A 25,716-nucleotide genomic window follows, 5' to 3' on the forward strand; every position below is an offset into this window, starting at 1 on the left:
GCGGGCAAAGTGTTGCGCAACAGGTACCGGCTGGACCGCATCCTGGGCAGAGGGGCGATGGGGCACGTCTGGCAGGGGACGGACGTGTAGTTGGAGCGTCCCGTCGCGGTCAAGACCGTTGCGGCGGATCTTCTGGCTCTGCCCGACTGGCGCCGTACCGCCCTGGCACGCTTCGAGAGGGAGGCCAAGGCCGCCGCTCGTCTGGACCACGCCAACATCACCGCCGTGTACGACGCCGCCATAACGGAGGATGTGTGCTGCCTGGTGATGCAGCTTGTCGACGGGACGACCCTCGACAATGTGATCGACTGCGCCGACGACGGGCGGCTGTCCGTCCTCGCCGCGGTTTCCGTGGCAGCGCAACTGTCATCAGGGCTCTCCGCGGCGCATGCGGCCGGCCTCGTGCACCGCGACCTGAAGCCTCAGAACATCATGGTCGACACCAGCGGGCTGGTGAAGATCCTCGACTTCTGTCTTGTGAAGGTCCTCTCGGACACGGACCCGCAGCTCACGATCACGGGCGAAACGCTCGGCAACGTGGCTTACGCGTCGCCCGCACTCCTGGGCGGAGAGAAGTCACTGGACGGCCGCAGCGACCTGTACGCGGTGGGGTGCCTGTTGCACCACATGCTCACCGGCCGCCCTCCCTTCCACGGCGAGGGCCCGGCAGAGCTGGTGACCCAGCACCTCACGGCACCCCCACCCCGATTGACCGACTGCGGCGTTGATGTCCCGGCCGGTGTTCAGGATCTGGCACATGCCTTGCTCGCGAAGCGCCCTGAGGACCGTCCCGGCAGTGCGGCGGACGTGTACGAGGCCCTCGCCCCGTATCTTCCCGCCCCTGCCCCGGCGTTCGCGACCCGCAGGATGCCGCCGGAGGACCCCCAGCGGCCGTTCCTCGTGCCCCATGGGCCGGTCATGCCACGATAGCCGACGCGAACCGCGGCACGATCCCGGGACGTTCAAGCCGCGACCGGCGGCCTTACCTCGATCAGCTCCTTGAGGAACGGGCTCGGCTCCCCGTGCCAGAAGACGTCCAGACTGTCCCGGGCGCGCGTGGCGGCCACAAAGAGCAGAGAACGGGCGCGCTGCATCTCCCTCCGGTAGCGCGCCTGGTCCGTGGTACGCCGCTGCCGGACGCCGTCACGAGGCACCAGGCCGTCGGTCACGCCGGCGATGATCATGCGCTGGTACTCGAGCCCCTTGAAGCGGAACATCGTGCCGATGTGAACGCCGCTGTCGCCGCGGGGCCCGTCCGGGCCGATCTCCAGCGCTCGGATGCCCTGCTGAGCCAACGTGTACGCGGCTTCGCCGGCCATCGCGTTGGTCGGCACCGCGATGGCGATCTGCTCGTGCGGAACCTGCCCCCAGGACTCGATCAGCGCGACGATCGCCTCACGTTCCTCCGTCCAGTCGTTCAGCCTGTGCAGATCCGGGACGGCGCCGCTGAGCACGGACCGGTATCCAGCCAGCGTCTCGGTGCTGCCGTCAAGGTCGTCGTACGTCTCCTCGCCGAGCACGTTCAGCGCCGAGCGCAGGATCTGCCTGGTCGTGCGGTAGCTCAGCGACAGCTTCGAGGACCGGCCCCGAATATTGATGCCGAGGCTGCCCAGGGTCACCTGGTTCTTGTAGATGCGCTGGTGAGTGTCACCCACCAGGAAGAGGTCGTTTCGCTCCGGAGCGGTCATCGCACGCAGCATCTTCCAGTGCGCGGGCCTCAGGTCCTGTGCCTCGTCGACCACGATGTGCCGGTATCGGTATCGGTAGCGCAGCCAGCCCCCGATCCGTCGGCCACGTGGACGTTGTCGAGACCGCCCGCTTCCTCCCGTCGGCGGTCGATGGCCTGGATGCGGCGGGCGCGTTCCACCTCCAGTTGGGCCGCCCGTTCCGCGACCTGATCCCAGGTCTGGATGTCCAGGCGGTCCAGGCGCTGGGTGAACCGCTCGGTGAGCTGCCAGATCTCGGCGCGTTCGGCCCGGCTGACCGTGCGTCCGCGTCCGGCGCGGCGGGCACGGAAGTAGTCCGTGCGGGAGGTGATGGCCTGGCCGAGGATCACCGAAGTTCGAAGCCCAGGAGGCGCGTGCGGAAGGCTTTGGCATGCGGGCCCTGGAGGACTTCAAGGACTCGCAGGTCTGGCTGAAGGTCGACTCGACCGGCAAGTACGACCTCAACCTCGCCGCCAACGAGTACATGGAGAACGGCCACACCCTGGACATGCACGTCGGCAAGACGGACGAGCAGCTCGCGCAGCGCCTGCGCGACCAGCAGACGAACGGCCCGACGCAGGCCTGGCCGCACGGCAAGCCGTACCCCGGCGCCGCGTCGTCCTTCCCGAGCCACCAGCGGGCGGAGGAGCTGACCGAGTACAACCTCAACCAGAACAAGTCCGCCATCGAGGCGTGGATCAAGGGCCCGCCGCCGCCGGAGGAGGGTAAGTCCAAGCAGTTCTACTCGACGGCGCCCAACGGCGAGATCAGCGGCCGCAGCGTGTTCAAGCAGCCGGTGGACCCGAACGACCCGCTGTCCGGGTACAAGGAGGGCGGCATGAACGCCAAGGCGTACGACGTCACCGGCATCGACACGCGTCTCAGGTACGACAGCAGCCGCAACCCGCCGTTCACCGTCATGACGTCGATGCCCTACAAGCCCTAGCAACCCTCCGAGAAAGGTCCGCACCACATGTCCGCCGAACAGGCGTCCTGGGACGCCGCGGTACGTCACCTGTACAGGGATGCGACCGCGTACATCGCCACCGGCCTGCGCAGTCACGAGGACTGGACCCTCGATGTCCTCGCGCTGATGGCCCGGGCCGTGCCAGACCCCAGGGGATGGGCCCGCGTCGACGACGCGGGAGAGGACCCCGCACGTGTCGGGAACCCCACGTGGCCCTTCGTCGGCCACCCCCCCGGAGTACGTCAGGCCGCGCCTCAAGGAGATTGACCGGGACAGTGCTGAGAACCTTCTCCTGGCCCTCACCGAGGGCGGCTGCACCCTGTCCAACCTCCGTTACTTCGACGAGTCCCCGGACGAGCTGAGGGCGATGGCACGCACGGTCCTCGCGCGGTACGGGGACGCGGCCACCTTTCACACCAACGTCGGCCGGACCGGCAGCGCGCCCGGCACACTCGACTTCACGCTGGAGAGCCTGGAGTACAGCCCGATGACCGTCTTCACAGAGGACTGCGGCCTCGTCGTCGTCTCGGACACCGAGGTCGGCCTGTTCTGGAACTTCAACGACCTGTGACCCGGCTGCTGATCCCGTACGAGCGCAGCTCCTGACCAGGTCATCTGAGAGGATGCCCCCGTGCTGACCCGTTCCGCCTCCTACCCCGACCGGGAGACCGCCCACTGGGCCACGCAGCAGGTGGTGACCGCCAACGAACAGGTCATCCACCGCTGGCTCGCCCAGGGCACCCGGGCTCGCCTCACCATCGAGGCCGCCTGGCCCTCCCGAGAGGAGCCCGTGGGCCGGGTCCAACTGGAGGGCGACTGCCGTCCGCCCGAGGGCAGGCACGCGTTCGGGCTCGGCCCGCCGCCGGCGGATGGCCCCCGAAACCCTCGCCCCGTGCGCCGAAGCGCTCAAAGTGGACCTCGTACCTGGCCATCGGTGATCTGCACCTGCCCTTCCTGAACGACGAGGAACACCCGTCGACCGGCGTCCGCCACCGGGAGCACACCCGCCGGTGGAGCCGGAGCGTCGACGGGGCGGACGGCTTCATCTCGTTGCAGGGCAGGTCACGTTCACGGACGCCCACACCGTTTGTCGGTGGCGGCGGTTGGCGCCGTGCTGGGAGGTCTGGGCGGGGCGCTGCCGGCGTACGTCATGGTCGGGCCGAGCGTCACCAAGGAGAACGACTCCAACAAGGCGGACGACGCCTCCCAGTCGCCGTTCACGGTCTCCGCGCCGCCCGAGCAGAGTGAGCCCCAGGAGTGGGCGATGGTGCTCGACCGGCCGAGCTCGCCGACGGGGAGAGCGCCCGAACCACCGACGTGGAGTGGTGGTGGACTCGTGGGCGGGGCGCCGTTGCCCCGCCCACGGGTGCGGTCGCGGACGAGGGCGGGCGGGAGCTCAATTCAGCAGGGGGCAGGTGAGGGGGAGGACGCGTTCGGTCAGCCGGCCGGTGAGGTGGGTGCCGGTGAGGGCGGTGTCGGCGAGCCAGTCCGCTGCGGTCAGCCGGTCGATCAGGTCCCGCAGTTCGCGGGAGCCGACCGGGACCCGGGTGGTGAGGGCGTTCAGGGTGACGCCCCGGCCGCCGGGTCCGAGGCGCCCCACGTCGTCCGTCCACGTGGCCAGCGTCACGGCGAGCAGCCGGGCGTGGGCGGGTGCCTTGGCCTTGCGGAGCTTCTTGTCCGAGACGACTCTCTGGGCCCAGCCGGAGAGCTTGGGCCGTGTCTTCCTGCCGAACGTGAACGGGCCCGTCCCGTCCTCGTCGGGCACCAGGGAGGGGACGGTGACCGGGGTGGGGTTCTCCGGCCGGGAGGCGAGCAGGTCGCCGGCGGTGCCGGGGAGGGACAGCCAGCCGCAGCCGGTCAGCTGCTCGACCAGGTCCTCCGGGTCGGTCAGGCCCAGTGCGTCGACGTCCTGGCCGACGAGGTTGCCGGTGCCGGTGTGCGCGGTGCGCAGGGTCAGCATCAGCACCAGCAGCCGTGCTTCCGCTCCGGGCAGCGGCGTGTGGCCGGCCACGTGCGCCAGGACGGAGCGCGCGTACTCCCACTGCGCCGGCACGGTCAGCAGGCGCGCCACGCCCGGTTCGTCGCCGTCCGGGACGCAGCCGGTGCGGTGCTGGTGCTGGCGTCGGATGACGGCGGCGGCCTGCTCGGCACGCTGCGCCTCCAGCCGCAGGGTGACATCACAACTGACGTCGGACCAGGTGAGGAAGGCGCGGGCCTTGCGTTCCTGGAGATCGGCCAGCAGCGCCAGGTCGGGCTCGGGGCGCTTCGGGTAGGCGCGGAAGAGGTCACCGAGCTCGGTGAGTTCGTCCCGCAGGGACACGGGCCGCAAGTCGCGCGGAATGACACGCCGGCCGATCCTCGCCTCCGGCGGGCGGCGGCGCCGCGCGGGTACGGGGCGGGGTGCGGGTACGGGGAGGGGCGCCGGACATCCCGTCCGGGTGGTGACCTGCTGGTCGGAGAACTGCGGCGTGCCCGCGCCGGTTCCCGCCGCTGCGGGGGCCGGGCGGCCGGCGGTCCGGGGTGCGGACGGACGGGGGGTGGCCGCGGCCCGGGCCCCGGGAGTGGCGGCGGCACACCGTGAACAACACTCCAGGGCCTGCCACCAGCGTCCTGCCCGGTCGGTGATCACGGCCAGGACCACCGGTCCGCCGCACCGCCAGGGTTGTCCCGTACGCGCATTCCTGCCGGTGTCGGGGAGGTGGGCGCGACAGCCGTCGGCCCGGCAGGCGCAGTAGGTATCGGCTCTGGGGGCGGCGGTGGCGCGCAGGTGCGCCTGCAGGTGGGCGACCGCGGCCGTACGGCCCGCCGCCGCGGAGGGCAGACGCCGCTCGGCACAGGCGGGTCGGCCGCACGAGACGCGCACCTCCGCGCTGCCTCGGCCGACGGGGTCCAGACGCACGATCCACCGGCGTCCCGGCACTCGCTCGTCCAGCTCGCTCCCTGCGGCGGCCTGTGTCATTCCGTTCTTCCTCCGTCTCCCGTGCCCTGCGTGTCGCCGCCACTTCCTGTTGTGCCGAGAGGTGTTCGCGCGGCGGGTTCACGGTAAGCGGCACAGAGGTGAAGGGGGATGAAATCGCACAGGGTGAGGGCTTTCGGGTGGCAACGCCATCCGTTTCGGTGAACCCGGGCGTGCCAGCCGTCACGACGACGGAGACGAGTCTGAAGCGGCCCTTTTCGCGAGCGTACTTGGGCGGCTGGGAGGAATTGAGCTGTCGGTCGGCTGCCCTGGTAGATCGTGGTGCACAGCAGCGTGTCGCCGTCGTCCACCAGTGCGGCCCAGTCGCGCGTCTGGTCGCCTGCCACCCGGCGGCAGTTGTTCGCGTCGGCGCCGGCCGGGGCGCGGTAGACCCCTGTGATGTGCATGAACTGGTTGTACGGGACGGGTCCCGGCTCGCGTCGGCAGGCGGCCGTCATCCGGGCGAGGGAGATCGAGTCGCCGGACTGCCGGCCGAGAATGCAGTGGTTGGCGTGGTGGACGCGGGTGAGGCAGCGCTTCGTGGTGTCGCCGGTGGTGGCGGACCGGTAGCTCCAGTACGACTTCCCATAGCCGGTGGGGCAGGCCGAGTTGATGGCGGTCAGGGCTGGACCTGCGTCTGCTCCCCCGTCGAGAATCAGGCGATATCAGCCGTTTTGGCGCCGTCGAGAGTCCAACTCCCTCGCCCCGCCGCTGTTGGCCCCCGCCCGGGCCGGCACCCCATGGATCGTCGCCCGCCGGGGCCACTACGCCTTGCGGGCCAGCCCGGCGACGATGAGGTGCTGCCAGACGCTGAGTTCCGGCTGAACGCCGTCGGTGCTCCAACGGTTGGCGGTCGTGTCGGGACGCCACAGGGGCGCGGGCACGATCCCGGGGTCGAGGATCTCCAGGCCGTCCAGCAGGGAGGCGATCTCCTGGTCGGTGCGCCACCGGCCGCGGCCGAAAGTCTGCTGGAGGACCCGCTCGGCTTCCGCGGTCTCCGGGTTGTCGCCGGTACGGAAGTGGCTGATGAAGAAGTGGCTCCCGGACGGCACGTGGTCACGCCAGCGGCGGACGATCCCGGCCGGGTCCTCCTCGTCGTTGACGTGGTGGAGGACGGCGCTGAGGACGACGGCGACGGGGCGGTCGAAGTCGATCAGTTCCAGGGTGTCCGGGTGGGAGCGGACGGCATCGGGGTCGCGTACGTCGGCCCGGACGACCCGGGTCCGGTCGTTCTGCTCCAGCAGCGCACAGCCGTGCACCAGCACCTGGGGGTCGTTGTCGACGTACACGATCCGGGACTCCGGGGCGTGCCGCTGCGCGACCTGATGGACGTTGTCGGCGGTCGGCAGGCCACTGCCGAGGTCGATGAACTGCCGTATGCCGGTGGTCGTCACGATCTGTGCGATCGCCCGTGTCAGGGCCGCGCGGTTGGCGAATGCGATGGCCACCGAGCCCGGGAGGTCGCGGAAGAACACGTCGCCGACCTCCCGGTCCACCGCGTAGTTGTCCTTGCCGCCGAGCAGGTAGTCGTAGACGCGGGCGATGCTCGGCCTGGTGGAGTCGATGGAGGGGCCTTCAACCGTCATGCCGACCATCCTGCCCCGCGAGGTCGCCTGCCCACCGGCGTTCCGGGATCCCGGGCGGACGGATTCCGAGGCCGCCCGGAGCCGCGGCGACGGGAGTGGTCGCCCTCGGCCTGCTCGGTGAGCGGTGACCGTCCCCTTCATCGAGCCCTGCCTGTAGAGCTCGATCGCCGAGTTGCGCCGGCCTCCGCCTTCGCGTTGACGTGGTTCGGCATCGCCGGCCCGGCCGTCGTCGACGGAGAGCGTGCCGCAGACGACGAGCGGCCCCTTCCGCCGGCCCGGCTGAAACTCCCGGTGCCGCAGCCGAACACGGAGCCGTCGAGCAACGTTTTCGACGTCGACCACCACTATGACCGCAGCGGCATCCTCAAGGTGCGCGCCAGAGCACGGCACACAGGCACCGTCATGCTCGACGAGGAACTGGACTACTGCCTCGGTCCCGACGGGACGCCGATCGCACAAGGGGCCGACAGAGAACTGGAGCGGTTGCTCCGGCGTGGTTGCTCCGGCGCGTCGACGAGCCCGCCCCGAGCCCCGCTTCGTCCGCCCCCGCCGGAATCGGAGCGGCCTTTCCCTAGGGCCCGATGAACGGGGACCCGCCCTCTCCTACTCGGGTTGCGCAAGGCGGTATGTCACCGGCCGGTTCTCCACCTTCACCAGCAGGCCCTCGCTCGCGAGGTCCCGGAGGATCTGTCGAGTGCGCTTGTCTTGCGGGTCGTGACCCGCGTCGCGCAGTGCGCGACGCCCGCGTTCGGTGTCCCAGAGGCCGCCGCAACTCCGCACGGCCTTCTCAAGGTCGGCGCGCTGGCTGCCGGTCGGTTCAGTCAACGCTTAGTTCCCTGTGCCTGCTCGCGGACGGCGACGGCGTGCGTCTTCCTCGTGTGGTTGGCAATGCTCGCCGGTGCGCCGACGTAGTCGCACGACGGACACTTCCGCCACACCCCCTCGGACACGGCACGCGCGCTCACCGAGTGTCCGGGCCCGTATCCGTGGCCGTGCAGCAACTGGGCGACGGAGGAACCGTACTCGACCGCGAGCAGTGCCGCCTCAGCCACCTTGTCGTGTCCGGGAGCGAAGAACGATCCGGCTCCGACCTTCTTGGCGCAGCCGCACCAACAGGTTCCGGTCGCAGTGAGGTTGGGAAGAGGCTTCGTGGTCATGCCGTCACAGTAGGTCAGCTATCGATGGCGTAGGGGGCGTTCGTCGTGTTCTGTGCCTTCACCGAGCCACCATGAGAGCACCGGAACCGGCCGCATGGCCTGCCGGGCCACGCGGCCTCTACCGCCGAACCGCGGCAGCCGTCGCGTCTCCCTCCGTCCCGAAGCCTGGCACGGACCCGCTGAGATCCGGTTCGCCGAACTCGCCCCGCAAGGCCTCGAAAGCCGTCACCTTGTCCTCGCCGAAGCGGCGGATGTGGGCGGCGTACTCGTCGGGGGAGAGGTATGCCGCGGGCCGGGACTTGGTGTGGAACTTGTCCGCGTACATCACGAGCCTCTCCTCCTCCGTCACCGCGACGTAGTCGGCGGGAGGGAGGGGCAGTCCCTGGCTCACGATGTCGTGCCGCGTGAGTCCCACTCCGGTGTGGTGGGAGCAGAAGCGGCGGAGGGCTTCGGGGTAGCCCTCCGCTTCGAGGATCTCGTGGCCGAGCAGGCCGTGCCGGATGTAGCTCCGGTGGTCCAGCCGTCCGTCGTCCCCGTAGAGGCGGTAGACGCCGATGTCGTGGAGGAGGCAGCCGGCGCGGACCAGTTCGGCGTCGAGGTGAGCGAGGCGGGGCGCCGCAAGGAGCTGCTCGGCGACTCCCCAGACGATCTCGCAGTGCGTGTGGACGAGGGTGAACGCCTCGGTGGTGGGCGCGTATTTCTCGTGCAGCGCCCGGATCTCTGCGGGGCCCGGAATCCTCATCGGGGGAGCGTAACAACCGCTCGCCCGGCTCGGCGGGGAAGTTCCCGCAGCGGCCCTTTTCACGCGATCGGATGGTGCTGCGGGGAGCGGGCACCTGCCCTGCCTGCGGGCCGTTCGAGCTGGTGACGGGACTTGTCGTCCCCTCTCAGCACGAGGACGGGAGCACACCATGGGCCTTCACTTCCACCGCAACCCCGACGGCACGACGACCGGGCGCAACGAGGCCAACGGCTTCACCGTGACACATGCCGACGAAGAAGAGGTGAAACGGCAGTTGTACGAGGACGCCGGGTGGGAGTACACGCCTCCACCGCCACCGGTGCCGCCCGGGTTCCATCGGTTCTCCTTGGTCCACGACGATTTCCGGGCTTCCGGATTCGCGGACGAGCGGTATGCGGGACTGCGGGCGCATCCGCCCGAGGGGTGTGTGCCGGTCGACTGGGGCTGCTTCGCCCTGGAGTACGAACGGCCGGGGAAGACGCTCCTGGACGCGGTCGCCGGTGCCGTCGCGGAGGTCCGCCGCGAGCACGGCCTGGTGATGAACAGCCTGGGGGTCGAGAAGCCCCAGGAATGGTTCGACGCGGACACCAAGGACGGATACGCGGCGAACATCGTCGCGCACCTGGTGCTGATGGCCGCCGACCGCGCCCGACTGCTCGGATACGGGCGCAAGGACGTGGTCCGGCTGCTCGATGCCACGGGGATCGAGTAATGGAACGCCGTCGTGGGCGGGGACTGACGCCCGAAACGGAAACCCCGTTGTACAGTACGCCACCTCCTGACAAGGTCGCGCCCATGCCCACCTTCACCACAGCCGACGGCACCACCCTCGCCTATCACGTGATGGGAGAGGGACCGCCCCTGGTCTGCCTTCCGGGTGGCCCCATGCAGGACTCCGTGTACCTGGGGGACCTCGGCGGTCTGACGGCCCGCCGCACCCTGATCCGGCTGGACCTCCGGGGCACGGGCCACTCCGCGTCGCCGCGGGATCCGGCGTCCTACCGCTGTGACCGGCAGGTCAGTGACGTCGAGGCGCTGCGTGCGGAGTTGGGCCTGGAGCGGGTCGATCTGCTCGGGCACTCCGCCGGGGCGAACCTGGCCCTCCTGTACACGGCCCGGCATGCGGACCGCGTGAACCGGCTGGCCCTCGTCACGCCCAGCGTCTTCGCCGTCGGCCTCGACATCACCGCCGAGGACCGGCTGGAGACGGCCCGACAGCGGCGGGACGAACCCTGGTTCGCGTCGGCGCAGGCGTCCCTGGAAGCGATCACGTCCGGCCGGGCGAAGCCTGCCGACTGGGATGCCGTCGCCCCCTTCTGGTTCGGCCGGTGGGACGACGAGGCGCGCCGGTTCCGCGCTGCGGAGCAGCAGCAGCGCAACGACGAGGCGGCGGCCCTGTACGCCTCCGAGGGCGCCTTCGCCCCAGGCGCCACGCGTGCCGCTCTCGCCGAGCTGCCCTCACCGGTGCTCGTCGTCGCCGGGGTGTACGACGTCGCCGCGCCCGTGCGCGTGATGAAGGAGTACGCAGCCTTGTTCCCGCAGGCGGACCTCTTCGTGCAGAGCCGGGCGGGGCACTTTCCGTGGCGGGACGGTGCGGATGCGTTCGTGACGGCCCTGGCGGCCTTCCTGGATCAGGCGTCCGCTCCGGCGCCCGGCACATAGTCCGGGTCCACCTGAGCCGCCAGGTCCCCGCCCGTGCGCGCGTCTGCCCAGGCGTGGACATTGCGCAGGTGGAACTCGACCGCGTGACCGTGGAGCCGGTTCCAGTCGCGGACCTCGGCGTCGACCGCCTCGCGCAGGACCGTGAGGGCGTGACGGTTGTGCGGCTCCAACGACGTCAGGGCATCCAGCCCGGGCTCCGTGCGGCCCTGCTCGGCCGCGCGCACCCAGGGGGACTGCTCCAGGTGGGTGAGGAGGTCGTCGCCCACCTGCTCCTTGAGGAAGAGCAGGTCGTCCTCGCCGGTCACCTTGTTGCCGACGACCGCGATACGGATGCCGAACTGTTCGGCGTGGTCGCGGTACTGGCGGTACACCGATACGCCCTTGCGGGTGGGTTCCGCCACCAGGAACGTCATGTCGAAGCGGGTGAACAGGCCCGACGCGAAGGCGTCCGCGCCCGCCGTCATGTCGACCACGACGTACTCGCAGGGGCCGTCCAGCAGGTGGCCGAGGTACAGCTCCACCGCACCCAGCTTGGAGTGGTAGCAGGCCACACCCAGGTCGGACTCGTCGAACTCGCCGGTCACCATGAGGGGGACGCCGCCCGCCCGGCCGACGTGCCGCGTGTGCAGTTCGTCGTCGCCGAGCGGGCGGAGGAGACGGGAACCGCGACCCGGCGGGGTCGTCTTGATCATCGACTCGGGGGAGGGGATACGGGGATTGTCGCCCCGCAGGAGGGTCTTGATCTCGGGCACGTGCGCCCCCAGGGGAGGGGCGGACACCTCCGCGCCGCCGAGCGCCTCGGCCAGGTGCTGGTTGATGTCGCCGTCGATGGCGAGGACCGGTGCGCCGGAGCGCGCCAGGTGGCGGGAGAAGAGCGCGGACAGCGTGGTCTTGCCGCTACCGCCCTTGCCGACGAACGCGATCCTCACGACCGTCCCACCTTGTTGAAAATGGATGTCATGTGGATAGGTTTAAGGAGTGGTCAGTACCCATGTCAAATTCCCTGCTCCGTACGGGATCTGAGGCGCCCCCGGCGTGGATCACCCGGCTGACCGGCGTGTTCCGCTTGATGCCTATGCTGTGCAAGTGCGTCATCAGAGCATCAAGAGCCGCCTCCGGTTCCTCACCGCCCTCACCCTCGCGCCGTGTCTGGCCGGCTGCTTCGTGTCCCCCGGCGGGGAGTCGTCGCCGGAGGGCGGGCCGTCGGGCTCGCGGCTGCGCGTCGCCCTCGCCTTCCCGCCCGCCGAGAACCTCTCGCCGTACGGAGCCGACGCCACCCTGCTCAGCCGGCTCGGCGTCACCGAAGGGCTCACCGCTCTGGATGCCAACGGGGCAGCGGCCCCGGCGCTCGCCCGGTCCTGGCACCGGGAGGACGACCGCACGTGGCGGTTCACCCTGCGCGAGGCCACGTTCCAGGACGGCACGGACGTCACGCCGGCCGCCGTGGCCGCCGCGCTCACCCACGCCACCCGGGCCGAGCCCGCCCCCGCCGCCCTCGCCGGCGTCACCCTCGGCGCGAAGGCCGACGGCGAGCGCGGCGTCCGCATCACCACCCGGGAGCCCGACCCCGTCCTGCCCATGCGCCTGGCCGGGCCGAGCCTGGCGGTCCTCTCCCCGAAGGCGTACCGGAAGGAGGGCAACCCCACCCCGGTCGGCACCGCCACCGGTCCCTTCGAGATCACCGAGGTCAGCGGCGGCGGCTCAGCCACCCTCGACCGCTACGACGACTACTGGGACGGCCTCGCCCACGCCGCCGGCATCGACGTGCGCTTCGTCACGGACGGCACCGCCCGCGCCAACGCCGTCCGCACCGGCGACGTCGACATCGCCGAGGCGATCCCCGTCGCCCAGGCCGCCACCCTCGACAAGACCACCCTCAAGGAAGCCGGCACCACCCGGACCACCAGCCTGCAACTCAACACGAAGACCGGGCCCTTCGAGGACCCGCAGCTGCGCGCCGCGGCCCGCACGGCGATCGATTCCTCCGCACTCGTCAAGGGCGTCTTCGAGGGATACGCCGACCCGGGCGCCGGCCTCTTCGGACCCGCTGTCACCTGGGCCGAGAGCAAGCGGGTGAAGCCGGCCGGCCGTGCCGAGCCCACCCGCCCCGACGGCACGTCGATCACCCTGGCCACCTACGACAACCGGCCCGAGCTCCCCGAGGTCGCCCAGGTCGTGCAACAGCAGCTCAGAAAGGCGGGATTCACGGTCGAGCTGGAGGTGCGCGAGTACTCACGGCTGGAGAGCGACGCGCTCGCCGGGAAGTTCGACGCGTTCATCGGCGCCCGCAACAGCCTCCTGGACACCGGCGACCCGGTCGGAGTCCTCGGCAGCGACTACACCTGCGACGGCGGCTACAACCTGGCCCGGCTGTGCGACAAGAAGACCGACCGGGCCGTCGCCGAGGCCGTCGGGACCGACGGCACCGGAGAGCGGCAGGACGCCGCCATGGCCGCCGAGGCGGCGATCCTCGGCACGGACGCGGTCGTGCCGCTGGCCCACCAGCGGATCGTCGCCGGCGTCTCGACCAAGGTGCGGGGCGTGCTGCTCGACCCGTACGAGCGGACCCTGGTCGGCACAGGGACGCGTCGCTGACCGGCCTTCAGGAGGGCAGCCGCGTGTCGATCACGCAGCTGATCTCCACGAGCTGCCCGGGAAAGGTCAGTTCGGTGACGCCCAGGGCCGTGCTGACCGGGCGGTGGGTGCCGAAGTACGCCCGGTTGGCCTTCCCCACGACCTCGGCGTTGCGCACCAGGTCCACCGCGTACAGCGTCTGGGACACGATCTGGTTGCGTGTCGCGCCGTAGTGGGCCAGGACCCTGTCGAGGTTGACGTAGGTCCGCTCCAGCTGGGTGACGACGTCGTCCTCGGGGCGGAAGCCGCCCGCCTCGTCGAACGAGAGCTGCCCGGAGACATGGATCAGATCGCCGGACCTGATCGCCTGGGCGTAGCCGAAGTGGCTCTCGGCCGGGATGCCGTGGTCGTAGACGTCGTGGGTGGTCACAGCCGGTGTCCTTCCGTCGGGCGCGAACCCGCGCTCTCTTGTGGTTACTGGGAAACCGTAGGAGAGTGAACGCCGGCCTGGAAGAACGCACTTTTCGGTAACGGGGGAACCAGATGGTGACCAAGCAGTTGAGGGACCTGCCCGAGAACGCGGACCTGCGGCGGGCGGACTCCCTGGCGCGGGAGATCTTCTCCGACGTGGCCAACAAATGGGCGCTTCTGATCATCGAGGCCCTCGGCGAACGCACCCTGCGCTTCAGCGAGTTGCGCGACGAGGTCGAGGGCGTCAGCCACAAGATGCTGACCCAGAACCTGCGGATGCTGGAGCGCAACGGCCTGGTCGACCGGACGGTGTACCCCACCGTGCCGCCCAAGGTCGAATACGCCCTGACCGAACCCGGCCGGGCCCTGCGCGCCACGGTCGACGCGATCTGCGGCTGGACCCACCGGTACCTCGGTCACATCGAGGCGGCGCGCGGGCGGTTCGACGACTGACCGCCCCGCTGTGCGTGCCGTCAGCCGGCGACCAGTTCCCGTACCTGGCGGGGCGCCACCGGCTCCTCGACACGCGAGGTCCGGTACAGCCACAGCACGTCCCGTCCGAACGACCAGACCAGCAGGCCCAGGGCGAGGGCGGCCACGCCGAAGTTGCCCGCGTACGGCAGCAGATCGGCGCCCGCGACCAGCAGGAGCACGCCCTGGAGGGCGGCGACGGTCTTGCGGGCGGTGCTCGGCGGGAGCGCGGCGGTCAGCCAGGGCCACACCCGCGCTGCGGCGACGAAGACGTACCGCATGCCGCCGATCAGCAGCACCCACGGGCCCAGTTCCATCGACACGTACACGCTCAGCACCAGGATCAGGAAGGCGTCGACCTCCATGTCGAAACGCGCGCCCAGCGGGGTCGAGGTGCCGGTGCGGCGGGCGACCTTGCCGTCGACGCCGTCCAGGATCAGCGCCACCGCCGTCAGGCCGACGAACAGCGACACGGGCGGCGAGCTCTGGAAGGAGTCGGCAACCAGGGCCGTGACCCCGCCGACGAGGGTGGCCCGCCCGAGGGTGACGCGGTTGGCCGCGCCGAACGAGCGCAGCCGGGAGCGGTGCAGGGCCCGCGAGAGCACCGCCCAGGTGGCGATCGCGAACGCGAGGCCGGTCAGCCAGCCCGCCGGCCCCATCCCGATCGCGGTGCCGATCAGGGCCAGCAGCAGGACCTGCACTCCCGCCCCCAGGGCGGTCTCCTGCTGGAGCCTCGCGTCGTACGTGTTGTTCAGGGCCACCGAACACCCTCCGGCCGTGTGACAGAGTCGATCAAGGCCGCTACCTTGTGCGCGGCCTGTGCACCCCTCGGTACGCAAGCAGCTTCCCGATCGTTCAGGAGGACTTCGATGAAGCACACCGCACGGGCGTTCTGGATCGACTCGCCTGGGCGAGGCGGCATCCGGGACGTCACCCTGCCCGCGCCCGGCGAGGGCGAGGTGCTGGTCCGCACGCTCTTCTCCGGTGTGAGCCGCGGCACCGAGACACTCGTCTTCCGCGGCGGCGTGCCCGTCAGCCAGCACACCGCCATGCGCGCGCCGTTCCAGGAGGGCGACTTCCCGGGCCCGGTGAAGTACGGCTACCTCAACGTCGGCGTGGTGGAGGAAGGCCCCCGGGAACTCACCGGCCGCACCGTGTTCTGCCTCTACCCGCACCAGACCCGCTACGTCGTACCGGCCACCGCGGTCACCCCCGTCCCGGACACCGTGCCCGCCGAACGGGCCGTGCTCGCCGGGACCGTGGAGACGGCCGTCAACGCCCTGTGGGACGCCGCGCCCCTGGTCGGCGACCGGATCGCCGTGGTCGGCGGCGGCATGGTCGGCTGCTCGGTGGCCGCCCTCCTGGCCCGGTTCCCCGGAGTCCGCGTCCAACTGGTCGACGCCGACCCGTCCCGCGCGAAGATCGCCGAAGCGCTCGGCGTCGGCTTCGCCGCCCCCGAGGACGCAGACGGGGACCGCGACCTGGTCGTCCACGCCAGCGCCACGGAAGCGGGTCTCGCCAGGTCCCTGGAACTCCTCCGGGCCGAGGGGACCGTCCTCGAACTCAGCTGGTACGGAGACCGGCAGGTCAGCCTCCCCCTCGGTGAGGCCTTCCATTCCCGGCGGCTCGTCATCCGCAGCAGCCAGGTCGGCACCGTCTCCCCGGCCCGCCCCGACCGCACCTACGCCGACCGGCTCGGGGTCGCCCTGGACCTGCTCGCCGACCCCGCGCTCGACGCCCTCGTCACCGGCGAGTCCCCCTTCGAGGATCTTCCGGACGTGCTGCCCAAGCTGGTCTCCGGCGAGGTCCCGGCGCTGTGCCACCGCGTCCGTTACGACGAGAGCGATTGACGCATCGACTGACGATTCGTTCCATCCGGTACGAGTTTCGTCACGACAAGAGCGCCTGACCAGAGAAAAGACGTACGGAAGGCTGAACAGGGGAAGGCAACCGGCCGTACTACTCGGCATCCCCGGCACCGAGAGCGGGGAACAGACGCGCCGCACCTGGAGGGTCGTCCGTTGTTCAGCATCACCGTCCGCGATCACATCATGATCGCCCACAGCTTCCGTGGCGACGTCTTCGGACCGGCCCAGCGCCTGCACGGGGCCACGTTCCTCGTGGACGCCACGTTCCGGCGCGAGCAGCTGGACGACGACAACATCGTCGTCGACATCGGGCTGGCCACCCAGGAACTCGGCGCGGTCGTCAGCGAGCTGAACTACCGCAACCTCGACAACGAGCCCGACTTCTCCGGCGTCAACACCTCCACGGAGTTCCTCGCCAAGGTCATCGCCGACCGGCTCGCCGAGCGCATCCACAAGGGGGCGCTGGGCGAGGGCGCCAAGGGCATCGCGGGCCTCACCGTCACGCTGCACGAGTCGCACATCGCCTGGGCGAGTTACGAGCGTGCGTTGTGACCGACACGACCATCGAGCGGCCCGAGCACATGGGTCCGGCGCCGGCGCGGCTGAATTATGTTCCCGTGCAGCACGCTTCCCTGAAGAACGCCGAGATCATCCCCATGTCCCTGCGCACCGTGCACTTCGTGCTGCCGGGCGGCGTCGACGACCCGGCGGCGCCCAGCGGCGGCAACGCCTACGACCGGCGGGTCTGCCTGGACCTGCCCGGCTTCGGCTGGCAGGTGACCAAGCACGCCGTGGCCGGTGACTGGCCCCGGCCGGGGGCCGACGCCCGCACGGAACTCGCCCGCACCCTGAGCGCGTTGCCCGACGGGGCCGCCGTCCTGCTCGACGGACTGGTGGCCTGCGGAGTGCCCGAGATCGTGGTGCCGGAGGCGGAACGGCTGAGCATGGCCGTCCTCGTCCACCTCCCGCTCGGCGACGAGACGGGGCTGGACGCGGCGGTGGCCGCCGAACTGGACGCCAAGGAGCGGACGGTGCTGCGGGCGGTGCCGGCGGTGATCGGCACCAGCGAGTGGGCGGTCCGCCGCCTGGTCTCCCACCACGGCCTGCCGCCCGAGCGGGTCCACGTCGCGGCCCCCGGCGCCGACATCGCACCGCTCGCGCCCGGCACCGACGGTGTGTCGCGCCTGCTGTGCGTGGCCGCCGTGACCCCGCGCAAGGGCCAGCACCGGCTGGTGGAGGCGCTGGCCGCGGTCCGCGAACTGCCGTGGAGCTGCGTGTGCGTGGGCGCGCTCACCCAGGACCCGGAGTACGTCGCCCACCTGCGGTCCCTCATCGCCGAGCACGGCCTCCAGGACCGGCTGGAGCTGGCCGGGCCCAAGTCCGGCCCCGCGCTCGACGCCAGCTACGCCACCGCCGACCTGATGGTCCTCACCTCCTACGCCGAGACGTACGGCATGGCCGTGACCGAGGCCCTGGCACGCGGCATCCCGGTGATGGCCACGGACGTCGGCGGGCTGCCGGAGGCGGTCGGCCGCGCGCCCGACGGCGGTGTCCCCGGCATCCTCGTCCCGCCGGAGAACCCCGCCGCCATCGCCGCCGAACTGCGCGGCTGGTTCGGCGAGGCCGACGTGCGGCGCCGCCTGAAGGCCGCCGCCCGCAGCCGCCGCGCCGCCCTCGACGGCTGGGCGACGACCGCACAGAGCCTGGCGGCGGTGCTGCGCCGGCTCCCGACCGAACCCCGGAGGTCAGCATGACGAACCCGGCGACGACCACCCAGCAGAGCGGGGCGATTCCGGCCCAGCCCGGGCCGAGGGAGGTCACGGTAGTGACGGACGGCATGACTCCGGGCCTGGGATCCAGCGTCGGATTCGGTCCGGGGCAGGCCCCCGGGGGTGTCATCCCCGGTGCGGGCCCCAGCGGCAGGCCCGGCTCGCGGCCGACCGTGAAGCTGCGTGAGGCGGGTCCGGACGATCCGCCCCGCTACGCGCCCGAGTGGCTGGAGCTGCGGGAGCCGGCCGATGCCGCCGCGCGGGCGCACGACCTGCTCGACCCGCTGCGGATCCGGCTCGCCAACCTGCCGGGCAGGTCGGGCATCGTCATCCACGACCTGGGCTGCGGTACCGGTTCCATGGGCCGCTGGCTCGCGCCGCGCCTGGACGGCGCCCAGCACTGGATCCTGCACGACCGCGACCCCTACCTGCTGCACTTCGCCGCCGTCGCCTCCCCGCGCTCGGCCGCCGACGGCAGCCGGGTCTCCGTGGAGACCCGACGCGGTGACATCGCCCGTCTCACCCCGGACGCCCTGCAGGGCGCGTCCCTGGTCACGGCATCGGCCCTGCTGGACGTGCTCACCCGCGAGGAGATCGACACCTTCGCCGCCGCGTGCGCCGGAGCCGGCTGCCCCGCCCTGCTCACGCTGTCCGTCGCCGGGCGCGTGGAGCTGACCCCGTCGCACCCGCTGGACGCGGAACTCACCCAGGCCTTCAACGACCACCAGCGCCGCGACGGCCTGCTCGGCCCCGACGCGGTCACGGCGGCGGCCGAGGCGTTCTCCGAGCACGGCGCGACCGTACGGCTGCACCCGAGTCCCTGGCGGCTGGGCCCCGAGCAGGCCGCGCTCACCGAGCAGTGGCTGCGCGGCTGGGTCGGCGCCGCCGTCGAGGAGCGCCCCGAGTTGCGGGCCGAAGCCGACGTCTACCTGACCAAGCGGCTGGCGTCCCTGGCCGCGGGAGAGTTGCGCGTCACCGTGCACCACGTCGACCTCCTGGCCCTGTCCCGCCCGGTGGGCGGAGCGTCATGACCCCCCAGGCGACGGGAACGCGCCCGCGCACCACGCCCACCGACAGCCGCCCCGCGACCGGCGGCGGCACCCGGGTGGTGCCGGTGTCCGGCGTGGCGGGCACGGCCCGGCCGGACACGGCCGTGCCGCGCCCGGCCGCGGGCGACAGGAACGCTCCCGCCGCCTCGACCCCGGCCGGCCCGGCCCGGCCGGCCGAACTCCCGCCACCGGCCACCGGCCTGGACGGCATCGACAGCACCGGCGCGGCCGGCACCGGCCCGCACGGCCTCGGCCCGCTCGACCTTGGCCCGGCCGACACGGGCACGGTCGGCGCCGGCGCGGCCGGCACCGGCCCGCACGGCCTCGGCCCGGCCGACACTGGCACGGTCGGCGCCGGCGCGGACGGCACCGGCCCGCACGGCCTCGGCCCGGCCGACACTGGCACGGACGGCCCCGGCGCGGACGGCACCGGCCCGCTCGACCTCGGCCCGGCCGGCACCGGCCCGGCCGGCACCGGCCCGGCCGGCACCGGTGCCACTCGCCGCGGCGCCATCCGTACCGCTCTCGCCCGGCTCGCCACCCCCGCGGTCCGTACGCATCTCGGCACCATCGCCGGAATCGCCATCCTGGCGGTGCTGTTCTGGCGGCTCGGCACCGGCGTCTTCCTGGACGGGCTGCGGCGGATCGACGGAGTGTCGCTGCTGCTCGCGCTCGGTATCGGGCTCGTCACCACCGTGTGCAGCGCGTGGCGGTGGGCCATCGTCGCCCGGGGGCTCAGGATCCGGCTGCCGTTCGGGCCGGCCGTCGCCGACTACTACCGCGCGCTGTTCCTGAACGCGGCCCTGCCCGGCGGCGTCCTCGGCGATGTGCACCGGGCCGTGCGGCACGGGCAGAGCGAGGGGGATCTGCGGCGCGGCGTGAAGGCCGTCGTCCTCGAACGGACCGCCGGGCAGATCGCGTTGTTCGCGGTCGGCGCCGTCGTCCTGCTGGTCATGCCGTCCCCGGTGCTGGACGAGGCCCGGCACATCGCCCCGCTCGCGGCCCTGGCCTGCCTGGGTGCGCTCGCCGTCGTCCTCGCCCTGCGCATGAACCGCCCGGCGCCCTCCCCCCGCGGCCGCAAGCTGCGCGCGGTCCTCGCCGAGGCCCGCGAAGGGCTGCTGTCACGCCGCAACGGGCCCGGGGTGGTTGTCTCCTCCGTGGTGGTGCTGGCAGGTTACGTCGCGATGTTCGTACTCGCCGCCCGGGTCGCCGGGACCGCCGCCTCCGTGGCCGTCCTGCTGCCCCTCGCGGTCCTCGCCCTGCTGGCGATGGGCCTGCCGCTGAACATCGGCGGCTGGGGGCCCCGGGAGGGCGTCACCGCCTGGGCGTTCGGCGCCGCGGGGCTCGGCGCGGGCCGGGGACTGGCCGTGGCGGTCGTCTACGGGGTGCTCAGCCTCGTGGCGAGCCTGCCCGGCCTGATCGTGCTCGTCGCGCGCTGGTACGCGGGCCTGCGGACCGGGCCCCGGGCCCTCGCACCTGCCCCGGAACCCGCTCCCGCGCCGCAGGGTGACTACGCGTCGGAGGTCAGCATCGAGAAATACGCCCCGAAGGAATCCGCCAGGCTCGCCAGCAGTTCCTTCCCCTTTTCCGCCGAACCCAGCGAAGGACGACCGATGACACCGGAATCGGTATAGCCGGACATGCCGAGGGTGAGCAGATGACGCCGGTCGTCAGCGACGAAATCAGCTTTCTCATAACCAGGTCGGAGCATTTCGGGATGAGCGTGCAGAAGGATGGAGGTCTCGATTTCCCCCGCGTGCATGTCGGTGAGCAGCGAGGTGATCACCCCCGCCCGCTCGCGCGCCGCCTCCCAGTCCTCCGCGGCCGGGAAGAGCGCCATCCGCTCGCCGCGCGCGGAGGACTCCTGAACCACGTTGCCCAGTACGTAGTTGCCGCCGTGGCCGTTGACCACCACCAGGGTGTCGACCCCGGACCTGCGCAGCGAAGCCGCAATGTCCCGTACCACCGCATGAAGGGTCACCGAGGAGATGCTGACGGTCCCCGGCCAGGCCGCGTGCTCGTGCGAGCACGAGATCGTCACCGGAGGAAGGAGGTGCACCGGGTACGCGCCGGCTATCTCCCGCGCGACGGCACAGGCGACGAGCGTGTCGGTCGCCAGCGGGAGGTACGGACCGTGCTGCTCGAAGCTCCCCACGGGAAGCACCGCGACCTGCCGTGAGACACCGGCGCCCCGCGTCCGTACGTCTTCCGTGGTGTCCGCCGGCACCAGATCACTCATAACGTCACGGCCTTTCGTCTCTGCTTAGGAACTCGAGAATCATGACAGACAACATTGGCGTACTCGGCAAGAAGGCACCGCAGCGGACCGGCGTGGAACGCGTCGTGAATGCCCCCTTGCCCACTGTGTACGGGAAATTCCAGGCGATCGGCTACATGGACCACGACCGCGGCGACGAACAGGTCGCGCTGGTCTATGGCGAGATCGGCACGGACGACGTCCTCATCCGACTGCACTCGGAGTGCCTGACGGGCGACGCCTTCGGCTCCCAGCACTGCGAGTGCGGCGACCAGCTCGACGCCGCCCTGCGCGCGGTCGTCACCGAGGGCGCGGGCGTCGTGGTCTACCTCAGAGGGCATGAAGGCCGCGGCATCGGCCTGCTCGCCAAGCTGCGCGCGATGGCCCTTCAGGCGGAGGGGCTCGACACCGTCGAGGCCAATCTCGCCCTGGGCCTGCCGGTCGACGCCCGTGACTACGGTGTCGCCGCCCGGATCCTGGAGGACCTCGGCGTGCGGTCGGTGCGCCTGATGTCCAACAACCCGCGCAAGCGCGAGGCGCTGGTGGACCACGGCATCGAGGTCGCCGAGCAGGTCCCGCTGCTCATCCCGCCGTGCGAGAACAACATCACCTATCTGCGCACCAAGCGGGAGCGCCTCGACCACCACCTGCCGCACCTGGACGCGGTGGTCAGCTCCTCCTGAACACCCCGGCCGGTCCGGGTTCCCCGACGTGACCTGGGCGAATCCGTGCGCGACCCGCAGGCGGGCCGCGTACGCTTCGTGGACGTCCGCCCCAGAAGCGCCGGCCCTCAGCGGCCGGCGCCTCACGCCGGAGGCCCACCTGGTATGACCGAGCTCCATCTGTGGCTGCGCCACGAGGCCCGAACGACCGAGCGACGCACTCCGATCGTGCCCGACGACGCCCGGCGGCTCGTCGGGCACGGAGTGGAACTGACCGTCGAGGAGTCCCCGCAGCGAGTCTTCCCGATCGAGGAGTACGAGGCGGCCGGCTGCCGTGTCGCCCCCGCCGGATCCTGGGTGACGGCGCCCCGGGACGCCGTCGTGCTCGGCCTGAAGGAACTGCCCGATGAACCCGCAGGGCTGACGCACCGGCACATCTTCTTCGGCCACGCCTACAAGGGCCAGCCGGGAGCGGCGGAGCTGCTAGGCCGGTTCGCCACCGGGGGCGGGGCGCTGTTCGACCTGGAGTACCTGGTGGACGACACCGGGCGGCGCCTCGCCGCCTTCGGCTTCTGGGCCGGCTACCTCGGCGCCGCCTTGGCTGTGCTCCAGAATCGGGGTCGGTTGCGGGCACCCCTGACGCCGACCACCAAGGAGGGCCTGGACGAGGCGCTGGAACCCGGCGTCCACGACGCCGAGTTCACCGGCCTCATCATCGGCGCCCTGGGGCGCAGCGGCCGCGGCGCCCGCGCCGCCTTCGCCAGCGCGGGCGTCGATCCCACCTGCTGGGACCTCGCCGAGACCCGCGACCTGGACCGCCCCGCCCTGCTGCGGCACGACGTGATGGTGAACGCGGTGCTCGCCACCACCCCCGTCCCGCCCTTCCTCCGCGAGCAGGACCTCGACACCCCCGACCGCCGCCTGCGCACCCTGTGCGACGTGACCTGCGACGTCGGTTCCCCGCTCAACGTCCTTCCGGTGTACGACGAGACCACCGACTGGGACGAGCCGGTCCGCCGGCTGCGGGACGAGCCCCCCCTCGACCTCATCGCCATCGACAACCTGCCCTCCCTGCTGCCGCTGGAATCCAGTACCGACTTCTCGGCCGCCCTGCTGCCCCACCTGCTCGACTTCGGCGTCCTAGGAGCCTGGGGACGCTGCCTGGACCGGTTCCACGACGCGTCACGTGCACTCGGCCTCGACAAGGGGGAGCCCCATGACCTCTGAACCGGCGGCGGCGAGCGGCACCGTCCACTGGATCGGCGCCGGGCTGTCCACGGGCAGCGGTCTCGCCGCGCTGTGCGAGACCGCCGGGCGCGTCCGGCTCTGGCACCGCACCGAGGCCCGCGCCGCGGACGCCCTCGGCCGGCTGGGTCTCACCGGCCGGGCCGAGCCCCGCGCGTACACGCTGCCCGCGCTCGCCTCCGAACTCACGCCGGGCGACGTCGTCGTGTCGATGCTGCCCGCGCCGGAGCACGCCCCGCTGCTCGCCGAGTGCGTACGGCAGGGGGCGCACTTCGCGTGCTCCAGCTATGTGTCGGACGCGGTGCTGGAGCAGGTGCCGGCCGCTGAGCGGGCGCGGCTCGTCGTCCTGACCGAGGCAGGGCTCGACCCGGGCATCGACCACCTGTTCGCCCATGACCTGGTCGCCCGGGCCCGGGAGGCGATCGGCGAGGAGACGCCCGCCTCGTACACCCTCACGTCGTACTGCGGTGGGGTCCCCGCCGTCCCGAACGACTTCACGTACCGCTTCAGCTGGGCACCCGCGGGTGTCCTGGGCGCCCTGCGCTCCCCGGCCCGCTACATCGAGGGCGGTGCGCAGACGGTCGCCGAGCGGCCCTGGGAGGCCACCCGGCGGCATGTCGTGGACGGGGAGACCTTCGAGGTCTACCCGAACCGCGACAGCGTCCCTTTCGTCGCGCAGTACGGCCTGCCGGAGGCCTGGACGCCGCGGACGTTCGTGCGCGGCACCCTGCGTCTGGAGGGCTGGCTGCGTGCCTGGGCCGGCGTCTTCGAGGAGCTCAAGGCCGGTGACGACGGGCGCATCGCCGCCCTCGCGGGGGAACTGGCCGCCGCCTACCCCACCACGGCCGACGACCGCGACCGGGTCGTCCTCGCCGTCTCGCTGGACGTGCGCGCCGGGTCGGGGCGGTCGTGGCAGGGCGGTTACCTCCTCGACCTGGTGGGTGACGCCGAGGAGAGCGCGATGGCCCGCTGCGTCTCGCGGACCCTGGCGCTGGGTGTCCGGCACGTCCTGGACGGCTTACTGCCGCCGGGCCTGAACCGCGCTGCGGAGACGTCCGCCCGTTCCGGGCCGTGGCTGCGGGAACTCGCCCGGGACGGAGTGGAGTTCACCCTGCGGGTCGACCGGTAGCGGGCATCACCCCGAGAGGGCCTCGTGAACCAGCCGCTTGAGGTCCTTGAAGACCGAGTGGGAGGTCCTGGGCCGCACCTGTGTCATGAACTGCACCGTGAGGTCGCGGCCAGGGTCCACCCAGAACGTCGTCGTGGCCACGCCGCTCCAGCCGAAGGCGCCGAGCCCGGACGGGACGAGGGTGCGGGACGGGTCGATCACCACGGAGCAGTTGAGGCCGAAGCCGAGCCCCTCGTTGCCGGGCTCGTCGTGGGCGGGGCGGCTGCCGAAGGCCCGCAGGTCGGCGCCGCCGGGCAGGTGGTTGCGGGTCATCAGCTCCATGGTCCGCGGGCCGAGCAGCCGCACGCCGTCGAGTTCGCCCCGGCGGCGCAGCAGTTCCATGAAACGGTGGTAGTCGTGGGCCGAGCACACCATGCCGCCGCTGCCGGACAGGAACCGCGGCCGGCCGCGCAGCGGCAGTCCCGCGATCGGCTCGATGCCGCCGTCCTCCTTCTCCCCGTACATCTCCGAGAGCCGGGGCGCCTGTGCGTCCGTGACGTGGAAGCCGGCGTCCGTCATGCCGAGCGGCCCGAAGATCCGCTCCGCGCAGAACACGTCGAGCGGCTGCCCGGACACGACCTCGATGATCCGGCCCAGGACGTTGCTGGCCACCGAGTAGTTCCACTCGGTGCCCGGCTCGAACTGCAGCGGCAGACTCGCGTACACCTCGATGGTCTCGGCCAGGTCCGCCCCCGGTGGCACCGACGACTCCAGGCCGGCCGCGCGGTACAGGGCGTCGACCGGGTGGGCGTGGTAGAAGCCGAAGGTCAGACCCGCGGTGTGGGTCATCAGATGCCGGACGAGTATGGGGCCTTCCGCCGGGCGGGTCTCGACGTCCGCCCCGGAGCCGCCGACGTAGACCCGCGGCTCGGCGAAGGCGGGCAGGTGGTCGGCGACCGGGTCGTCCAGGGAGAGCCGGCCCTCTTCCACCAGCAGCAGCGCGGCGACCGCGGTGACCGGCTTCGTCATGGAGTACACCCGCCACAACGTGTCGGGCTCGACCGGCAGCCCGGCCGCGATGTCGCGCAGGCCGTGTGTCGTGAGGTGGGCGACGCGCCCGGCCCGGGCGACGGAGACGAGGAAGCCCGGCAGACGCCCCTCGTCGACCAGCCGGGCGAAGTGCCGGTCCAGGCGGCCCAGCACCTGCGGATCCAGCCCGGCCTCACCCGGATCGACCTCTTGTCGCAGCTGTGCCATGGCTCTTCTCCCGTCGCGCTGGTCGAGATGAGATCCGGCATACCCCGCCCGGGCCGCCTCAGACCCCCGTCGCGGTGCAGGAACGGTTCATGATCGCGCGGGAACACGTGAGCGAGGGGCTGTGGGACCCGGGACGCGGAACCCAAGGCCGATGGCCTGCTGGGAGCCGCTTTCCCGGGCACCGGCCGCCGAGGGGCGCGGGGAAACTG

Annotated in this window: 25 protein-coding genes and 2 pseudogenes; 16 read left to right on the forward strand and 11 right to left on the reverse strand. The window is 71.8% G+C overall.

Annotated features, from left to right (window positions below):
- The first annotated feature begins 90 nt into the window (after positions 1-90).
- Entirely contained in the window at positions 91-930 is an 840-nt protein-coding gene (locus AB0E85_RS03200) for a serine/threonine-protein kinase (RefSeq protein WP_361921869.1), read from the forward strand.
- 32 nt (positions 931-962) lie between these two features.
- On the opposite strand, the pseudogene AB0E85_RS03205 reads toward AB0E85_RS03200, so the two are convergent.
- Positions 963-2,056 (reverse strand): annotated as a pseudogene (locus AB0E85_RS03205) (3'-5' exonuclease); the annotation flags it as partial.
- 41 nt (positions 2,057-2,097) lie between these two features.
- Between AB0E85_RS03205 and AB0E85_RS03210 the strand changes: the two are divergent.
- The 3 genes from AB0E85_RS03210 (at position 2,098) to AB0E85_RS03220 (ending at position 3,631) form a co-directional block, all read left to right on the forward strand.
- A complete protein-coding gene (locus tag AB0E85_RS03210) occupies positions 2,098-2,652 on the forward strand; it encodes an RNase A-like domain-containing protein (RefSeq protein WP_361921871.1) in 555 nt (184 codons plus the stop codon).
- A 214-nt stretch (positions 2,653-2,866) separates the two neighbouring features.
- Positions 2,867-3,244 carry a hypothetical protein gene (locus AB0E85_RS03215; protein WP_361921873.1) on the forward strand — a complete coding sequence of 126 codons (378 nt, stop codon included), beginning with the start codon at positions 2,867-2,869 and terminating at the stop codon, positions 3,242-3,244.
- 60 nt (positions 3,245-3,304) lie between these two features.
- Positions 3,305-3,631 carry an RNase A-like domain-containing protein gene (locus AB0E85_RS03220; RefSeq protein ID WP_361921875.1) on the forward strand — a complete coding sequence of 109 codons (327 nt, stop codon included), beginning with the start codon at positions 3,305-3,307 and terminating at the stop codon, positions 3,629-3,631.
- Between the two features lie 438 nt (positions 3,632-4,069).
- Here AB0E85_RS03220 and AB0E85_RS03225 read toward each other — a convergent pair whose 3' ends face one another.
- The 5 genes from AB0E85_RS03225 to AB0E85_RS03245 all read right to left on the reverse strand — a co-directional run bounded on the left by AB0E85_RS03225 (position 4,070) and on the right by AB0E85_RS03245 (position 9,114).
- Complete coding sequence (locus AB0E85_RS03225) at positions 4,070-5,632, reverse strand: hypothetical protein (RefSeq protein ID WP_361921877.1); 1,563 nt, start codon at positions 5,630-5,632, stop codon at positions 4,070-4,072.
- Between the two features lie 761 nt (positions 5,633-6,393).
- Entirely contained in the window at positions 6,394-7,215 is an 822-nt protein-coding gene (locus AB0E85_RS03230) for an SAM-dependent methyltransferase (RefSeq protein WP_361921879.1), read from the reverse strand.
- A 603-nt stretch (positions 7,216-7,818) separates the two neighbouring features.
- Positions 7,819-8,040, reverse strand: a complete 222-nt coding sequence (locus AB0E85_RS03235) for a hypothetical protein (RefSeq protein WP_361921881.1) — start codon at positions 8,038-8,040, stop codon at positions 7,819-7,821.
- Positions 8,037-8,372 carry a hypothetical protein gene (locus AB0E85_RS03240; protein ID WP_361921883.1) on the reverse strand — a complete coding sequence of 112 codons (336 nt, stop codon included), beginning with the start codon at positions 8,370-8,372 and terminating at the stop codon, positions 8,037-8,039. Before AB0E85_RS03240 ends, AB0E85_RS03235 begins: the two co-directional genes overlap by 4 nt.
- A gap of 118 nt (positions 8,373-8,490) precedes the next feature.
- Entirely contained in the window at positions 8,491-9,114 is a 624-nt protein-coding gene (locus tag AB0E85_RS03245) for an HD domain-containing protein (RefSeq protein WP_361921885.1), read from the reverse strand.
- Between the two features lie 169 nt (positions 9,115-9,283).
- Between AB0E85_RS03245 and AB0E85_RS03250 the strand changes: the two genes are divergently transcribed.
- The gene (locus AB0E85_RS03250; RefSeq protein WP_361921886.1) at positions 9,284-9,826 is read left to right on the forward strand and encodes a hypothetical protein; all 543 of its coding nucleotides are present in this window, start codon (positions 9,284-9,286) and stop codon (positions 9,824-9,826) included.
- 83 nt (positions 9,827-9,909) lie between these two features.
- The gene (locus AB0E85_RS03255) at positions 9,910-10,776 is read left to right on the forward strand and encodes an alpha/beta hydrolase (RefSeq protein WP_361921888.1); all 867 of its coding nucleotides are present in this window, start codon (positions 9,910-9,912) and stop codon (positions 10,774-10,776) included.
- Here the strand turns inward: AB0E85_RS03255 and AB0E85_RS03260 are convergent.
- The gene (locus AB0E85_RS03260; RefSeq protein WP_361921890.1) at positions 10,746-11,705 is read right to left on the reverse strand and encodes an ATP-binding protein; all 960 of its coding nucleotides are present in this window, start codon (positions 11,703-11,705) and stop codon (positions 10,746-10,748) included. The two genes, AB0E85_RS03255 and AB0E85_RS03260, sit on opposite strands and share 31 nt — an antisense overlap.
- A gap of 151 nt (positions 11,706-11,856) precedes the next feature.
- Here AB0E85_RS03260 and AB0E85_RS03265 point away from each other — a divergent pair, with 151 nt between their 5' ends.
- Complete coding sequence (locus tag AB0E85_RS03265; protein ID WP_361921892.1) at positions 11,857-13,371, forward strand: ABC transporter substrate-binding protein; 1,515 nt, start codon at positions 11,857-11,859, stop codon at positions 13,369-13,371.
- A gap of 7 nt (positions 13,372-13,378) precedes the next feature.
- Here the strand turns inward: AB0E85_RS03265 and AB0E85_RS03270 are convergent, their stop codons facing one another.
- On the reverse strand, positions 13,379-13,780 hold the full coding sequence (locus AB0E85_RS03270; RefSeq protein WP_361921894.1) for a RidA family protein: 402 nt from the start codon (positions 13,778-13,780) through the stop codon (positions 13,379-13,381).
- A gap of 113 nt (positions 13,781-13,893) precedes the next feature.
- Between AB0E85_RS03270 and AB0E85_RS03275 the strand changes: the two genes are divergently transcribed.
- Positions 13,894-14,274, forward strand: coding sequence for a helix-turn-helix domain-containing protein (locus AB0E85_RS03275; RefSeq protein WP_361921896.1), 381 nt, complete (start codon positions 13,894-13,896; stop codon positions 14,272-14,274).
- A gap of 20 nt (positions 14,275-14,294) precedes the next feature.
- Here the strand turns inward: AB0E85_RS03275 and AB0E85_RS03280 are convergent, their stop codons facing one another.
- The gene (locus AB0E85_RS03280) at positions 14,295-15,053 is read right to left on the reverse strand and encodes a CDP-alcohol phosphatidyltransferase family protein (protein WP_361921898.1); all 759 of its coding nucleotides are present in this window, start codon (positions 15,051-15,053) and stop codon (positions 14,295-14,297) included.
- Between the two features lie 108 nt (positions 15,054-15,161).
- Between AB0E85_RS03280 and AB0E85_RS03285 the strand changes: the two genes are divergently transcribed.
- From AB0E85_RS03285 to AB0E85_RS03305, 5 genes and pseudogenes are all read left to right on the forward strand, one after another.
- Positions 15,162-16,142: a zinc-binding alcohol dehydrogenase gene (locus tag AB0E85_RS03285; protein WP_361921900.1), complete on the forward strand. Its 981-nt coding sequence runs from the start codon at positions 15,162-15,164 to the stop codon at positions 16,140-16,142.
- Positions 16,143-16,313: 171 nt separating this feature from the next.
- The gene (locus tag AB0E85_RS03290) at positions 16,314-16,712 is read left to right on the forward strand and encodes a 6-carboxytetrahydropterin synthase (protein ID WP_361921902.1); all 399 of its coding nucleotides are present in this window, start codon (positions 16,314-16,316) and stop codon (positions 16,710-16,712) included.
- Positions 16,709-17,914 (forward strand): glycosyltransferase family 4 protein, encoded by a 1,206-nt coding sequence (locus AB0E85_RS03295; RefSeq protein ID WP_361921904.1) that lies wholly within the window; start codon positions 16,709-16,711, stop codon positions 17,912-17,914. The genes AB0E85_RS03290 and AB0E85_RS03295 overlap by 4 nt, the downstream gene beginning before the upstream one ends.
- On the forward strand, positions 17,911-18,960 hold the full coding sequence (locus AB0E85_RS03300; protein ID WP_361921906.1) for a class I SAM-dependent methyltransferase: 1,050 nt from the start codon (positions 17,911-17,913) through the stop codon (positions 18,958-18,960). Before AB0E85_RS03295 ends, AB0E85_RS03300 begins: the two co-directional genes overlap by 4 nt.
- Positions 18,957-20,333 (forward strand): annotated as a pseudogene (locus tag AB0E85_RS03305) (lysylphosphatidylglycerol synthase domain-containing protein); the annotation flags it as partial. The gene AB0E85_RS03300 and the pseudogene AB0E85_RS03305, both read left to right, overlap by 4 nt.
- A 155-nt stretch (positions 20,334-20,488) precedes the next feature.
- On the opposite strand, the gene AB0E85_RS03310 reads toward AB0E85_RS03305, so the two are convergent.
- A complete protein-coding gene (locus AB0E85_RS03310; protein WP_361921908.1) occupies positions 20,489-21,217 on the reverse strand; it encodes a creatininase family protein in 729 nt (242 codons plus the stop codon).
- A 41-nt stretch (positions 21,218-21,258) separates the two neighbouring features.
- On the opposite strand from AB0E85_RS03310, the gene ribA reads away from it, so the two are divergent.
- From ribA to AB0E85_RS03325, 3 genes are all read left to right on the forward strand, one after another.
- Positions 21,259-21,918, forward strand: coding sequence for a GTP cyclohydrolase II (ribA, locus tag AB0E85_RS03315; RefSeq protein WP_184555121.1), 660 nt, complete (start codon positions 21,259-21,261; stop codon positions 21,916-21,918).
- Positions 21,919-22,062: 144 nt separating this feature from the next.
- Positions 22,063-23,124, forward strand: coding sequence for a saccharopine dehydrogenase (locus AB0E85_RS03320; protein ID WP_361921910.1), 1,062 nt, complete (start codon positions 22,063-22,065; stop codon positions 23,122-23,124).
- A complete protein-coding gene (locus tag AB0E85_RS03325) occupies positions 23,114-24,271 on the forward strand; it encodes a saccharopine dehydrogenase family protein (RefSeq protein ID WP_361921912.1) in 1,158 nt (385 codons plus the stop codon). Before AB0E85_RS03320 ends, AB0E85_RS03325 begins: the two co-directional genes overlap by 11 nt.
- Positions 24,272-24,277: 6 nt before the next feature.
- On the opposite strand, the gene AB0E85_RS03330 is transcribed toward AB0E85_RS03325, so the two are convergent.
- Positions 24,278-25,507, reverse strand: a complete 1,230-nt coding sequence (locus AB0E85_RS03330) for a serine hydrolase domain-containing protein (RefSeq protein WP_361921914.1) — start codon at positions 25,505-25,507, stop codon at positions 24,278-24,280.
- Positions 25,508-25,716: the final 209 nt, after the last annotated feature.

This window comes from Streptomyces sp. NPDC029044 (assembly GCF_040637495.1).
In the GTDB taxonomy this organism is placed as follows: Bacteria; Actinomycetota; Actinomycetes; order Streptomycetales; family Streptomycetaceae; genus Streptomyces.

Coding starts and splice junctions, on each gene's coding strand:
- AB0E85_RS03330 (WP_361921914.1), bottom strand. CDS start 25,507: ATGGCACAGCTGCGACAAGAGGTCGATCCGGGTGAGGCCGGGCTGGAT.
- AB0E85_RS03275 (WP_361921896.1), top strand. CDS start 13,894: ATGGTGACCAAGCAGTTGAGGGACCTGCCCGAGAACGCGGACCTGCGG.
- AB0E85_RS03210 (WP_361921871.1), top strand. CDS start 2,098: ATGCGGGCCCTGGAGGACTTCAAGGACTCGCAGGTCTGGCTGAAGGTC.
- AB0E85_RS03240 (WP_361921883.1), bottom strand. CDS start 8,372: ATGACCACGAAGCCTCTTCCCAACCTCACTGCGACCGGAACCTGTTGG.
- AB0E85_RS03310 (WP_361921908.1), bottom strand. CDS start 21,217: ATGAGTGATCTGGTGCCGGCGGACACCACGGAAGACGTACGGACGCGG.
- AB0E85_RS03245 (WP_361921885.1), bottom strand. CDS start 9,114: ATGAGGATTCCGGGCCCCGCAGAGATCCGGGCGCTGCACGAGAAATAC.
- AB0E85_RS03230 (WP_361921879.1), bottom strand. CDS start 7,215: ATGACGGTTGAAGGCCCCTCCATCGACTCCACCAGGCCGAGCATCGCC.
- ribA (WP_184555121.1), top strand. CDS start 21,259: ATGACAGACAACATTGGCGTACTCGGCAAGAAGGCACCGCAGCGGACC.
- AB0E85_RS03255 (WP_361921888.1), top strand. CDS start 9,910: ATGCCCACCTTCACCACAGCCGACGGCACCACCCTCGCCTATCACGTG.
- AB0E85_RS03225 (WP_361921877.1), bottom strand. CDS start 5,632: ATGACACAGGCCGCCGCAGGGAGCGAGCTGGACGAGCGAGTGCCGGGA.
- AB0E85_RS03300 (WP_361921906.1), top strand. CDS start 17,911: ATGACGAACCCGGCGACGACCACCCAGCAGAGCGGGGCGATTCCGGCC.
- AB0E85_RS03320 (WP_361921910.1), top strand. CDS start 22,063: ATGACCGAGCTCCATCTGTGGCTGCGCCACGAGGCCCGAACGACCGAG.
- AB0E85_RS03250 (WP_361921886.1), top strand. CDS start 9,284: ATGGGCCTTCACTTCCACCGCAACCCCGACGGCACGACGACCGGGCGC.
- AB0E85_RS03285 (WP_361921900.1), top strand. CDS start 15,162: ATGAAGCACACCGCACGGGCGTTCTGGATCGACTCGCCTGGGCGAGGC.
- AB0E85_RS03325 (WP_361921912.1), top strand. CDS start 23,114: ATGACCTCTGAACCGGCGGCGGCGAGCGGCACCGTCCACTGGATCGGC.